Genomic DNA, 12,281 nt, shown 5'->3' with positions numbered 1-12,281 from the left:
AAGGACTGGATCCCGGCGTCCGCCGGGATGAGCGGTGATTTAGGTCTTCGCCAGATTTTTCAACCGATAAAGGGCCTCCAGCGCCTCGCGCGGGGTCAGGTCGTCGGGATCGATGGCGGCGACGGCCTCGTCCAGCATGGACTTCATCGGCGGCGGGGGCGGTTCGGCCGCCGCGAACAGCGGCAGGTCGTCCAGACGCGCAGTCGCCGTCTTCTCATTCTCCAGCCGCTCCAGCACTTCGCGCGCGCGGCCGACGACCGCTGTCGGCACCCCGGCCAGACGCGCCACCTGCACGCCGTAGGACCGATCCGCCGCGCCCGGCGCCGCCTCGTGCAGGAAGACCAGTTCGCCGTTCCACTCCCTCGCCTTCATCGACAGGTTGCAGACGTGGTCGAGCCGTTCCTCGAGCTGGGCCAGCTCATGATAATGGGTGGCGAACAGGGTCCGGGCGCGGTTGGTCTCGTGCAGGGCCTCGGCCGTGGCCCAGGCGATGGCCAGACCGTCATAGGTGGCGGTGCCGCGCCCGATCTCGTCCAGAACGACGAAGCTGCGCCCCGTCGCCTGGGTCAGGATGGCGGCCGTCTCGACCATCTCCATCATGAAGGTGGAGCGGCCGCGCGCCAGATCGTCGCCCGCGCCGACGCGACTGAACAGCCTGTCGACCACGCCCAGCCGCATCGACCGCGCCGGGACGAAGGCCCCCGCCTGCGCCAGCACCACCAGAAGGGCGTTCTGGCGCAGGAAGGTCGACTTACCCGCCATGTTCGGGCCGGTGACGATCGACAAGCGCGAGGCCCCGACGCCGTCGCCCGCCAGCGCGCAGTTGTTGGGGGTGTAGGGCAGGCCCTGCGCCTTCACCGCCGCCTCGACCACGGGATGGCGGCCCGCCTCGACGGCGAAGCACAGGCTGTCGTCGACGCTGGGGCGCACGGCGCCGACCTCTTCGGCCCATTCGGCCAAGGCGGCGTGAGCATCCAGTTCGGCAAGCGCCTCGGCCACGCCCTGAAGCGGCCCGGCCAGACGCGCCACTTCGCGCCGCCAGCCCTCGAAGGTCTCGGCCTCGATGGCCAGGGCGCGGTGCCCGGCCTGGCTGATTTTGGCGTCCAGTTCCGACAGTTCGACGGTGGTGAAGCGCACCTGATTGGCTAGGGTCTGGCGGTGGATGAAGGGGCTGTCGGGTCCGGCGCGCAACAGGGACTCGGCCGCCTTGGCGCTGGTTTCGAGGAAGTAGCCGAGGACGGCGTTGTGGCGGATCTTGAAGGCGATCCCGCTGTCGGCGACGGCCTTGGCTTCTAGTTCGGCGATGACCTTGCGGCTGTCGTCGCGCAGGGTGCGGGCGGCGTCCAGTTCGGGCCGGTGGCCGAGATTCACATAGCCGCCGTCGCGCGCCAGGTGCGGCGGCTCGTCCATCAGGCCGTCGGTCAGTTCGGCCAGCAGATGCGACAGGTCGCCCTCAAGCGCCAGTTGGTCGAGGCAAGCCGTCACCCGCGCGGGCGGCCCGGCCAGCGGATCATTGGCCGAGGCGGCGAACAGGGCGCTGAGGCCCTGCGCCGTCTTCAGGCCCGAACGGATCGCCGCCAGATCGCGCGGCCCGCCGCGCCCCAGCGCCAGACGCGAGGTCGCCCGCGCCACGTCGGCTGAAGCGCGCAAAGACTCCCGCAGGTCGCGCCGTAGGGTGCGCCGCTCCAGCAGCCACTCGACCGCATCCAGACCGGCGTTGATCGCCGCCGGATCGCGCAAGGGGCGCGAGACGCGCTCGGCCAGCGCCCGCGCCCCGCCCGAGGTCACGGTGCGGTCGATGGCGTGCAGCAAGGAGCCGTCGCGTTCTCCACGCTGAGTGCGGTCGATCTCTAAGCTGAGGCGGGTCGCCGGGTCGATAGCGAGGAAGCCGCTCTCGCCCGAACGGCGCGGCGGGGTCAGGGCGGGAATCTTCCCCGCCTGCGTCGTCTCCAGATAGGCGGCGATCAGGCCCAGGGCCGAAATCTCAGCCTCTTCAAAGGCGCCGAAGCCGTCCAGCGCCGAGACGCCGTAAAGCCGCTGGACCCGATCCTTCGCCCCGACCGGCTCGGCCAGGGCCTGAGGCATGGCCTGAACCACGCCGCCCGAGCCGTCCAGCGCCCCCTTCATCGTCTCGTCCGAGAACAGGCGGTCGGGGACCAGCACTTCGGACGGACGGAACGCCGCCAGCGCCGCGCCCAGATCAGACAGGTCGCAGGCGACCGAATCCACCACGCCCGCCGACAGCTCGACCACCGCCACAGCGGCCCGGCCCTTGCGGATCGCCACGGCCGCCAGCCGGTTGGCGCCGCGCGCGTCCAGCAGCGTGTCCTCGGTCAGGGTGCCGGGCGTCACCACCCGCACGATGTCGCGGTGAACCACGGCCTTGGAGCCGCGCTTCTTGGCCTCGGCCGGGTCTTCCAGCTGTTCGCAGACGGCGACCTTGAAGCCCTGACGGATCAGCCGCGCCAGATAGCCGTCCATGGCGTGGACCGGCACCCCGGCCATGGGGATGTCCTCGCCCTGATGCTTGCCCCGCTTGGTCAGGGCGATGCCCAGCGCCGCCGCCGCCTTCTGGGCGTCCTCGAAGAACAGTTCGTAGAAGTCGCCCATGCGGAAGAACAGCATGGCGTCCGGCTGGCCGGCCTTGACCGACAGATACTGGGCCATGACCGGCGTGGTTCCGGCGTCCGGCTTGAGGTCGGTTTTGGGCGGGTGGGAAAGCGGCGCGTTCATCTGGCCCGCAGGGTGGCGGATCGGGGCGGCGGCCTCAAGCGCGGGCGGTGTTCCTCATGCACAGGCGAAAGGCGACCTGTGGACAGCTTTGTGGATCAGGCCGCGCTGACCAGCCGCAGACGCGGGCGCGAGGCCAGGGCGGCGGGCGTCTCGTCCAGGGCCAGGGCGTCCCAGTCGATGTCGGGGCGCGGGGCGTGGGAGGCGGCGATGATGGCGCGCAGTTCGGCTGATGACGCCACGCTGGCGATGACCGAAGCGACGCCCGGCAGGGTCAGGGCGTAGGCCAGGGCCGCCTGCATCGGATCGACGCGCGCCTCGGCCAGACGGCGACGCGTGCGCGACAGGGCCATGCCGTGGGCCGCCAGTTCGGGCGGCAGGCTGTCGCGGTTGGCGAACAGCAACCCCTGGGCGAAGACCGAGGCCAGATGAACCTCGACGCCCTCGCTCGCCAGATCGGCGATGACGCCCGCGCGCGCCGCGCGCTGATCCAGGATATTGCAGGTCAGTTGCACCACGTCCGGCTGGAACCGGCGGGCCAGCAGGCCGGGGCCGTCCTCGACCGTGGCGATGAAGCCGACCTTGCGGAAAATCCCGCGATCCTTCAGCGCCTGCAGGCGATCCCACAGGGCGCGGCCCTCGGCGCCCGCCAGATCGGCGGCGTTCTGCACCAGGACGGCGTCGCCGCGCGGCAGGCCCATGCGCTCGAGCGAGCGGCGGGCGCGCGCCTCGACCCGGTCCAGACCATCGGCCAGGGGCACGGTGCGGACGGTGACGCGGAAGGGCGAAGGGAAGGGCCAGGCCTGACCCAGCATCCGCTCGACGTCGCCCTCGGGCCGGGTGGCGACCAGGCCGATCCCGGCGTCGCCCGCAGTCTGCAGCAGGTGACGCGTCGCCTCTTCCCGCTGGCCGGGCGGCAGCGGACGGGACCGATCAGGCTCGACCACCAGGGCGATGGCGAGTTTGTCGGCCGGAGAGGGCGGAACGGCGAATCTCACGCCGCCACTTTCGCCGTCAAAGCTTAAGGGAGATTGACCGAAATCAAGGTCGTTGGTGAACGAAGAAGCTTAATCCGCATCCGGCTGGTTTTCCGGCACGGCGGCGATGAAGGCGGGGTGGGCCTCGGCCCGCGCCTCGATCTCCAGCAGGCGCGGGAAGGCCGCCAGATCGACATTGAACCGCCGCGCCGAATAGAGCTGCGGCATCAGGTAACAGTCCGGCAGGCTCGGCGTCGCGCCGAAGCACCAGCCCTCGCCGTGACGTACGACCAGAGCCTCCAGCGCCGTGAAGCCGTCGATGATCCATTGACCGGCCCAGGCGTCGACGCCCGACTGATCGGCGCCCAGACCGCGCACCGCCTTCAGCACCCGCAGATTGTTGAGCGGATGGATGTCACAGCCGATCAGCGCCGCCATGGCCCGCACCTGGGCGCGGCCCGCCGCGTCGCGCGGCAGCAGGGGCGGCTCGGGACGGGTCTCCTCCAGCCACTCCAGAATGGCCGGACTCTGGGTCAGCACCAGGCCGTCATCCGTCTCCAGCGCCGGGACCAGGCCCTGCGGATTGAGCCGGAGGTAGGCTTCGGATTTCTGCGCGCCCGTGCGCAGGTCCAGCGCCGCCTGCCGATATTCGACCCCCTTCAGATTGAGGGCGATGCGGGTGCGATAGCTGGTGCCCGAGCGCCAGTAGCCGTGCAGGATCATGAGCGCACCGTGAAGCTGAGCGGCGGCAGGCCCGCGATGACCGCCTCGACCCGATCGCCGGGATTCAGCGGGCCGACGCCCTCGGGCGTGCCGGTGAAGATCAGGTCGCCGGGCTGGAGCGCCCACAGCTCCGCCGCCTTGGACAGGACGCCGTCGACGTCCCAGATCATGTCCGACAAGCGGCCCGACTGGCGGACCGCCCCGTTGACGCTCAGCTCGATGGCGGCGTCGGCGGCGGGCGGCGTCAGGCTGAGCGCGCCGCAGGGCGCGGACTGATCGAACGCCTTGCCAGCCTCCCACGGCCGGCCCTTGGCCTTCGCCTCGGCCTGAAGATCGCGCCGCGTCAGATCGATGCCGACGGCCCAGCCGACCGGCCTGGCGTCTGCGCCCAGGGCTACGACCAGTTCGACCTCGTAATGCAGGTTCTGCGTCGCCGAGGGATAGGCCGGGTCGCTCCCATCGACGACCAGGGCGTCGGCCGGCTTGGCGAAGAAGAAGGGCGCGGGCTTGTCGGGATCGGCGCCCATCTCCCGGGCATGGGCGGCGTAATTCTGGCCCACGCACAGGATGCGGCGCACAGGCAGACGGCGAGAATCACCGTCGATCAGCAGGGACGGCGTCTGGGCGGGCGGGAACAGCCATTGGGTCATGACCCTGTTCTAGAAGCGCCGTGAACGGCGCGCCAGATCGGATTTTCGCCGCACGGCGCCCCATGCTGCATTGCAGGAACCTTGATCGTCGGTGTGGCGTTTCGGACAGGGCTTCTCTATTTAATCGTCAAGCTTACACAAGGAGCGGAGCGCGCATCATGGCCACGTCCAAGGCTCGTGAAGACATCAAGAACGATCTCAAGACCCTGAAGGAGGACCTCAAGGCCGGCGCCCGCGAGGAAACCCAGCGCCTGAAGGAAAAGGCCTCCGAGGCCGAAGCCCGCCTGCGCGAACAGGGCGACGAACTGCGCGAGAAGGCGCGCGGCTATTACGACACCGCCAAGGTGCGCGGCCGTGAATATTACGATGACGCCGCCGAGAAATTCGACGAGGCGCAGCGCTATGTCGTCGAGCGGGTGCAGGAACGCCCGATCCAGTCGACCGCCATTGCACTCGGCGTCGGCGTCGTCCTGGGTCTGCTGCTGGCCGGGCGTCGGCGCTGATGCTCGGGCGGGGGCTCATCAACCGCGCGGTGGCGACCTTCGTCGCCGCCGGCGCGGCCTTCGTGGCCATGGTCGCCCTGGGGGCGACGGTCTATTATCTGCTGCTGCTGGTCGTGCCGCCCGTGATCGCGGCCGCCCTGACCGCCCTGTTGTTCGCCCTGATCGCGGCCATCGTCGCCCTGGTCTTCGTGCGCCGCGCGCGCGGCGATGATGAGGATGAGGAAGACGAGGAGCCGGAAGGCCTGGGCGCCCGCGCCCTGCACCTGTTCCAGCAGCGTCCGATCCTGGGCGCCGCAGCGGCCCTGGCCGGCGGTTTCATCTTCCTGCGCAATCCGGCCCTGGCCACCATGGTCGCGGCCGCCTTTACTGAAAAAAGCAGAGGACGCCGTCGACGCTAAAGGAACGGCCAAGTCTCCGACGCGTTGGTTCAGGCAAGCGGCGTTGTCGACGGGAGGGGTCGAAAGCCCGCTCCTGTCAACACCTTACGGAGGGTATCGCCTATGCTTCGCTGGGCCATCATTTTCTTTATCATAGCCTTGGTCGCGGCCGTTCTCGGCTTCGGCGGCATCTCGGGCATGTCGTTTGAGATCGCCAAATTCATCGCCATCATCGCCGTCATCCTGTTCGTCGTCTCCCTGCTGGTGGGCGGCCTGAGAGGGCGCGGCGGGCCGCGCATCTAGCGGAGCCGGACGCATTGAAATCAGGGCCGCGACCAAGCCGTCGCGGCCCTTTTTCATGATCTGAAACCCTCAGGCGCGGCGACGCGGCAGCCGCCAGGTCTGGTGATCGGCGAACCGATGTCCGTCCCAGGCCACGGCCGACACCGTCACCGTCTCGGCGTCCCATTCGATGCGGTTGAAGCTGGGCGGCGCCCCCCGCTCGCGATGCGACAGGGTCCCGCAGCCGACGGCATAGGAGCATTCGTCCCCGACCCCAATCGGCAGGGCGAAGGGCACATGGACATGGCCGGTGACGACCAAGTCGACGCCCGCCTCGGCGAAGATGCGCGCCGCGCGCTCTCCGCGCTTGACCTCGCCCGTCATGGGCGCGCCGATCATCTCGACCAGGGGATGGTGGCAGGCCAGTATGCGAAGCGCGCCGTCGGGCGCCTGGCGCAGAGCCTCCGCCGCGCGGCGCGTCTGATCCAGGTCGATGACGCCCTTGGACCAGTTGGGACGGGCCTGCCAGCCGCGCGCCGTCGTGACGCCCCGCACCATCAGGGCGTCGTGGCGGAACTCGTGATCATGGGCCGGATGGCCGGTCGCCTGTTCGAAGGCCCGCCACGGCCAGAACAGCCGCGCCATCACGTCCCAATAGGGCACGTCATGATTGCCCACGGTGACGAAGACCGGCTCGGGAAGGCCGCGGATCCAGTCGCCGGCCGCCGCAAATTCGCGCGGATAGCCTCTCTGGGTGATGTCGCCGGTGATCAGGATCAGATCGGCCCCGGCGGCATGGGCGTAGTCGGCTGCGGCGGCCACCGCGTGTTCATGCTCGCATCCGAAATGAACGTCCGAAAACTGGAGGACCAGACCCACTAGACGCTGTCCTCGCCGGCGGGCGGCTTGGGCGCCAGGGCCATGAAGGCGCGCGGCAGATACCGCACCGCCGCCTCGCGGCCCAGCAGCATCGGCTCGCCGTCGATCACGGCGGGAATGCGCGACCGGGCCTCCACCTCGATCCTGCGGGCGCCTCGGGTGGTGACGGTCGGATCCTGGCGCCAGTCGTCGAACAGGGCGTGCGCGGCCAGGCGGAAGGCCTGAGCCGCGTCGGCGGTGTTCATGGCCGCCGCCTCCAGCCCGTCGCACTTGTCCATCGCCTTGGAGATCAACGGGCTGATCAGCACCAGGGCCTCAGCCTTCTCCCGCTCGCTACCGTCCAGCGCATAGCGCACCCGGCCGGAAAAGGCCTTCTTCAGCGCGCGGCGGGCGTAGGTCCAGGCCATCTTCAACTTGCCTTCGCGGATGGCCTCGCGCGCCGGAGCCCACAGGGCGGGCGAGCCCAGGATGGCCGCGCAGTAGAAGGCCTCGCCCTCGACCTCGCCGCCGGCCACGGCCAGGGGGGCGCCTTCCTCCAGCGCGAGGCGCAGCGCCTTCTTCCAATCCCCCGTGCCGTAAAGCGCCTTGGGCAGCATGTTCATGGTGCCGCCGGGCAGGGGTGCGATCAGCGGCCCGTCGGACCCGACGCGGGCGGCCACCGATCGCGCCGTCCCGTCGCCCGCCAGGATGAACAGGACGTCCGGACGCGCCTCCAGCGCCTCGCCGATCTGATCCGGGATCCGCGCCCCCTCCAGCACGACCACTTCGGCCTGAAGCGGATAGACGGCCAGAAGAGCGGCGGCCTCGTCGGCCGCCTGCGCCCCCACGCCGCCCGACAGCGGATTGACCAGGATGATGACCCGTTCCAGTCGGACCGCCTCCGTCAACGGTCGCGGCGTCTCATCCTGAGAGGCGGCGGCGGGGTCCAGGAGGCTCAGGAAATTCGGAGCGTCGTTCTGCGTGTCGGCTGTCATGGGCGGCGAACGTCTGCGCGGTCGGCCAGTTCCGCGCTCGCGGCCACGCGCTGGAATTTAAAGTGAAGCTTCGAGCGTTTTGCCTCGGAACCGCCCTCTTCGGGCTGCGTTATCGAAGCTTCAGGGGTGCCCCCTAAGGGATGAAGGACAGAACCATGAACAAGGCGATCATCGCCATCGCCGGCGCCGGACTTCTGGTGACCGCCTGCGCCAGCGACCCGTACTACGGCGGCGGCTACGGCTCGAACGAAACCGTCCGTCAAGGCGCCGTCGGCGCGGGCCTGGGCGCCGTGGCCGGCGCCATCATCGGCAACAACGTCGGCGGCGGCAACGCAGCCACGGGCGCGGCCATCGGCGCCCTGGCGGGCGGTGCGGCCGGCGCCATCCGCGGCTCGAACCAGGACCGCAACAACCAGCAGCGCTACCGCGACAACCAGGGGCGCTACTACTACTGCTACGATAACCGCCAGTCCGAGTGCTACTGGGAGAACGGCCAACGCCGTTACTGATCCCGGCGTCTAGCCTCTGGCGCCCGAAGCGTTTTCGGGACAGTCTGAAAGGGCGATCCGCATGGCGCGGGTCGCCCTTTTTGCTGGAGGGCGCGCGAGCCGCACGGCGCGCGCGAGGGGCCTGACATGAAGCTCATTTCCGCTGTCGTTCTGCTGACCGTCGGCCTGACCGTGGCCGGGTGCGCCGCCACCGGCGGCTACAAGAAGCGCAGCGACCTGGTCAGCGACCCGGCCGCCTGCGCCGACAAGCGGTTCGAAGTCTATTTCACGCCCGACCGCGCCACCCTGACCGACGCCGCCCGCCAGGCCATCGGCATGACCGCGACCCAGCTTCAGGGCTGCCAGATCAAGCACGTCAAGGTCACCGGCCTGGCCGACGCCCGCAGCGGCACGGCCGCCGCCAACCTGACCATTTCCGAACAACGGGCCCGCGCCGTCGCCGAGGCGCTGGCGGGCGCCGGCCTGCCCGCCCCGGCGTTCGACATAGAAGCGGCCGGGGCCGAGGGCGCGCTCGTCGGCGGCGTCAACGACCCTCTGCGTCGCCGCACCGAGGTGCTGATCGAGGTCGCCGCCCCGCGCTGACCCCGCCAGACCGCCGGCTGCGGCCCGCCGTCGCGGGGCGTGGCTAGGCGGGGCCTGAGGGTCTAAGGTCGCGCCTTTCCCCTGGTTCTGCTTCCGGCGTCGCCCTTGCGCATCCTGCTTCTTCTCCTGACCTGGTTCGTCCTCGCCCTGCCGGCGACGGCGTCCGCGTCCCCGTCCGAGGCCGCCCTGCGCGAGGCCCTGGCCGCCGGCGCCGCGCCCGCCAGAGGAGAGGCCGTCGCGCCTGGTCCCCAGCGCACCGAAAGGATCGAGGCCGAACTCGTCCCCATGGGAGCCTGGGCGACCCCAGGCTCGACGGCTGTCGTCGCCATCCGCCAGAAGATTGAGCCCGGCTGGCACACCTATTGGCGCAACCAGGGCGATTCCGGCGGCCCGACAACCCTGACCTGGGCCCTGCCGACCGGCCTGAAGCCAGGCGACATCCTGTGGCCCCTGCCCGAGCGCCAACGGCTGCAGAGCCTGATGAACTACGGCTATTCGGGCACGGTCTTCCTGCCCGTGCCGATCGAGATTCCCGCCGACGCCCAGCCCGGCCGGAGCCTGCCCCTGCGCGTCACCGCCCATTTCTACGTCTGCAGCGACGAGATGTGCGTGCCCGACGACCTCGACCTGGCGCTCGATCTGCCGGTGCGCGACCACGCCGCGCCGCTGGACGCCCGCTTCGGCCAGGCGATCCAGGACGTCGTCGCCGACGCCCCGCGGCCCGCCGGGATCGAGGCCCGCGCCGCCCTGGTCGACGGCAGGCTGACCCTGACGGCCGTCGGGGGCCCGCTGACCGGCGCCGCGCCGAAATGGGCCTATTTCTATCCGTTCGAAGGCGGGGTGATCGACCACGCGGCCGGCCAGTCCGGCGAACGCGGCCCGCAAGGCCTGACCGTCAGCGTCCCCGCCGGGCGCGGCCTGACGACCAACGGGCTGAACGGGCCGATCGGCGGCGTCCTGTCGACCGATCTGGGCGCCTGGGAGATCACGGCCGAACCCGGGGCGGCCCTGGCCGGCGTCGCGGACGAGGGCGCCATCGGCGACGGCGAGGGCGTTCAGGCCGCAGCGACCGCGCCGACCGGGTTCGCCGACTTCGGCAAGGCGGCGTTGTTCGCCCTGCTGGGCGGGCTGATCCTGAATCTGATGCCCTGCGTCTTCCCCATACTGGCGATGAAGGCCGCCTCGCTCAGCCGCGCCGCCCATGAACCGGTCGAAGCCCGTCGCGACGGCCTGGCCTTCCTGGCCGGGGTGCTGGCGACCTTCCTCGTCCTGGCCGGGGCGCTGCTGGCCCTGCGGGCGGGCGGTCAGACCCTGGGATGGGGCTTCCAGCTACAGTCGCCGGGCGTTGTGGCCGCCCTGGCCCTGCTGATGCTGGCGGTGGCGCTGAATCTGTCGGGCGTCTTCCACGTCGGCGCAGGCCTGCAAGGCGCCGGACACGGCCCGCTGGCGCGCCTGCCCGGCGCGGCGGGCGCCTTCTTCACCGGCGTGCTGGCCGTGGTCGTCGCCGCGCCGTGCACCGCCCCCTTCATGGCCTTTGCGCTCGGCGCGGCCCTGTTCATGCCCTGGCCCATGGCCCTGGCGGTCTTCCTGATGCTGGGGCTGGGCCTGGCCCTGCCCTATGTGCTGATCAGCCTCAATCCGCGCCTGCTGGCCCGTCTGCCCAAGCCTGGCCCGTGGATGGAGACGCTGCGCAATCTGCTGGCCTTCCCCATGTACGGCGCCGCCCTGTGGCTGGCCTGGGTCTATGGCCGCCAGACCGCCGACGCCCTAGCTCTACTGTTCGGCGCCGGACTGATGCTGGCCCTGGCGCTCTGGCTCTACGGCCGCTTCCAGGCCGCCGCGCCGGGCAAGGGTCGGGCTGCGGGGATCGCCGCCGTCCTGGCCCTGATCGCGGCCCTGGGCTTCGGCGTCCTGGCCGGAAAGGCCGCGCCCGCCGCGTCGGACGGCGACAGCGCCTCGACCCGCCTGCCCTCCCAGCCCTGGTCCGACCAGGCGGTGAAGGCCGCCCTGGCCGAAGGACGGCCCGTCCTGGTCAACTTCACCGCCGACTGGTGCGTGACCTGCAAGCTCAACGAGGGCGCCGCCCTGTCCTCGACCCGCACGACTGAGGCGCTGGAACAGGCGAACGCCGTCTATCTGGTCGGCGACTGGACGCGCCGCGACGACGCCATCACCGCCGAGCTGCAACACCACGGCCGCTCGGGCGTGCCCCTCTACCTCGTCTATGCGCCGGGCCGGGCCGAGCCGCGCATCCTGCCGCAATTGCTGACCGAGGGCGTCGTCGTCGACGCCCTGAAGGACGCCGCCGACCGCTGACTTTTCATCCCAAGGAGACCGCCATGTTCCGCCTGCTGACCGCCGCCTCCGCCTCTCTTCTGCTGCTCGCCGCCTGCCAGCAGCAACCCGCCGCATCGCCGGAGCGGTCCGAGACCGCCGCTGTCGCCCCCGAGGCGATCGAAGCGCCAGCCCCCGGCGAAACGGCCCCCGCCTTCACCCTGGTCGACGCCGAGGGCCATCAGCGATCGCTGGCCGACTTCCGCGGCAAGACGGTCGTTCTGGAATGGACCAACGAAGGCTGTCCCTTTGTGAAGAAACACTACAGCGGGGCCATGCAGGCCCTGCAGCGCGAGGCGACCGCCGACGGCGTGGTCTGGCTGACCATCATCTCCTCGTCGCCGGGAACCCAGGGCTTCGTCGAGGGGGAGGAGGCGCAAGCCTGGAAGGCCAAGCACCAGGCCGCCTTCACCCATCTGTTGCTGGATCCGACCGGCGAGGTGGGCAAGCGCTACGACGCCAAGACCACGCCCGACATGCGGATCATCGATCCCGAAGGGCGGCTGATCTACGTCGGCGGCATCGACGATCGGCCGACCAACAAGGTGGAAGATCTGGACGGGGCCAACAACTTCGTTCGCGCCGCCATGGCCGACGCCAAGGCCGGCCGCGCGGTCCAGACCGCCTACGCCGCGCCCTACGGCTGCGCCATCAAGTACCCCGAGACCGTCGAGGGTTGAGGATTCCTCGCGGAAACGAACCTCCCCCTAATCGGGCCCCAAGTCGCGCAAAGCGCGGCAGGCCCAAGAACAGTATCAGGC

General features: G+C 70.5%; 13 protein-coding genes. 7 read left to right on the top strand and 6 right to left on the bottom strand.

Annotation, left to right across the window (positions count from 1 at the left end):
- Positions 1-39: 39 nt before the first annotated feature.
- The 4 genes from mutS to ACWIDZ_RS07270 form a co-directional block, all read right to left on the bottom strand.
- Positions 40-2,733 (bottom strand): DNA mismatch repair protein MutS, encoded by a 2,694-nt coding sequence (gene mutS, locus ACWIDZ_RS07285; RefSeq protein WP_453988107.1) that lies wholly within the window; start codon positions 2,731-2,733, stop codon positions 40-42.
- A gap of 95 nt (positions 2,734-2,828) precedes the next feature.
- Complete coding sequence (locus tag ACWIDZ_RS07280) at positions 2,829-3,728, bottom strand: aldo/keto reductase (protein ID WP_346485279.1); 900 nt, start codon at positions 3,726-3,728, stop codon at positions 2,829-2,831.
- A gap of 69 nt (positions 3,729-3,797) precedes the next feature.
- Positions 3,798-4,430 carry a maleylacetoacetate isomerase gene (maiA, locus tag ACWIDZ_RS07275; protein WP_453988108.1) on the bottom strand — a complete coding sequence of 211 codons (633 nt, stop codon included), beginning with the start codon at positions 4,428-4,430 and terminating at the stop codon, positions 3,798-3,800.
- Positions 4,427-5,080, bottom strand: a complete 654-nt coding sequence (locus ACWIDZ_RS07270) for a fumarylacetoacetate hydrolase family protein (protein ID WP_453988110.1) — start codon at positions 5,078-5,080, stop codon at positions 4,427-4,429. Before ACWIDZ_RS07270 ends, maiA begins: the two co-directional genes overlap by 4 nt.
- A gap of 158 nt (positions 5,081-5,238) precedes the next feature.
- On the opposite strand from ACWIDZ_RS07270, the gene ACWIDZ_RS07265 reads away from it, so the two are divergent.
- The 3 genes from ACWIDZ_RS07265 to ACWIDZ_RS07255 all read left to right on the top strand — a co-directional run bounded on the left by ACWIDZ_RS07265 (position 5,239) and on the right by ACWIDZ_RS07255 (position 6,263).
- On the top strand, positions 5,239-5,583 hold the full coding sequence (locus ACWIDZ_RS07265; RefSeq protein WP_291780689.1) for a glycine zipper domain-containing protein: 345 nt from the start codon (positions 5,239-5,241) through the stop codon (positions 5,581-5,583).
- On the top strand, positions 5,583-5,981 hold the full coding sequence (locus ACWIDZ_RS07260) for a hypothetical protein (RefSeq protein ID WP_346485282.1): 399 nt from the start codon (positions 5,583-5,585) through the stop codon (positions 5,979-5,981). The genes ACWIDZ_RS07265 and ACWIDZ_RS07260 overlap by 1 nt, the downstream gene beginning before the upstream one ends.
- Before the next feature lie 102 nt (positions 5,982-6,083).
- Positions 6,084-6,263 carry a DUF1328 domain-containing protein gene (locus tag ACWIDZ_RS07255; protein ID WP_003166483.1) on the top strand — a complete coding sequence of 60 codons (180 nt, stop codon included), beginning with the start codon at positions 6,084-6,086 and terminating at the stop codon, positions 6,261-6,263.
- A 69-nt stretch (positions 6,264-6,332) separates the two neighbouring features.
- Here the strand turns inward: ACWIDZ_RS07255 and ACWIDZ_RS07250 are convergent, their stop codons facing one another.
- Together ACWIDZ_RS07250 and ACWIDZ_RS07245 are read right to left on the bottom strand one after the other, a co-directional pair.
- A complete protein-coding gene (locus ACWIDZ_RS07250; RefSeq protein ID WP_291780682.1) occupies positions 6,333-7,121 on the bottom strand; it encodes a metallophosphoesterase family protein in 789 nt (262 codons plus the stop codon).
- The gene (locus ACWIDZ_RS07245) at positions 7,121-8,095 is read right to left on the bottom strand and encodes a diacylglycerol/lipid kinase family protein (RefSeq protein ID WP_453988111.1); all 975 of its coding nucleotides are present in this window, start codon (positions 8,093-8,095) and stop codon (positions 7,121-7,123) included. The genes ACWIDZ_RS07250 and ACWIDZ_RS07245 overlap by 1 nt, the downstream gene beginning before the upstream one ends.
- A 155-nt stretch (positions 8,096-8,250) precedes the next feature.
- Here ACWIDZ_RS07245 and ACWIDZ_RS07240 point away from each other — a divergent pair, with 155 nt between their 5' ends.
- The 4 genes from ACWIDZ_RS07240 to ACWIDZ_RS07225 all read left to right on the top strand — a co-directional run bounded on the left by ACWIDZ_RS07240 (position 8,251) and on the right by ACWIDZ_RS07225 (position 12,200).
- On the top strand, positions 8,251-8,604 hold the full coding sequence (locus tag ACWIDZ_RS07240; RefSeq protein WP_291780676.1) for a YMGG-like glycine zipper-containing protein: 354 nt from the start codon (positions 8,251-8,253) through the stop codon (positions 8,602-8,604).
- Positions 8,605-8,730: 126 nt separating this feature from the next.
- A complete protein-coding gene (locus ACWIDZ_RS07235) occupies positions 8,731-9,186 on the top strand; it encodes an OmpA family protein (RefSeq protein ID WP_343830061.1) in 456 nt (151 codons plus the stop codon).
- A 105-nt stretch (positions 9,187-9,291) separates the two neighbouring features.
- The gene (locus tag ACWIDZ_RS07230) at positions 9,292-11,502 is read left to right on the top strand and encodes a protein-disulfide reductase DsbD family protein (protein WP_453988112.1); all 2,211 of its coding nucleotides are present in this window, start codon (positions 9,292-9,294) and stop codon (positions 11,500-11,502) included.
- Positions 11,503-11,525: 23 nt separating this feature from the next.
- Complete coding sequence (locus ACWIDZ_RS07225) at positions 11,526-12,200, top strand: thioredoxin family protein (RefSeq protein WP_453988113.1); 675 nt, start codon at positions 11,526-11,528, stop codon at positions 12,198-12,200.
- Positions 12,201-12,281 lie beyond the last annotated feature (81 nt).

The sequence above is a fragment of the Brevundimonas sp. NPDC055311 genome (assembly GCF_053645695.1).
The sequence above is the reverse complement of the archived record's forward strand: the minus strand, read 5'-3'. Positions and strand labels throughout refer to the sequence as shown.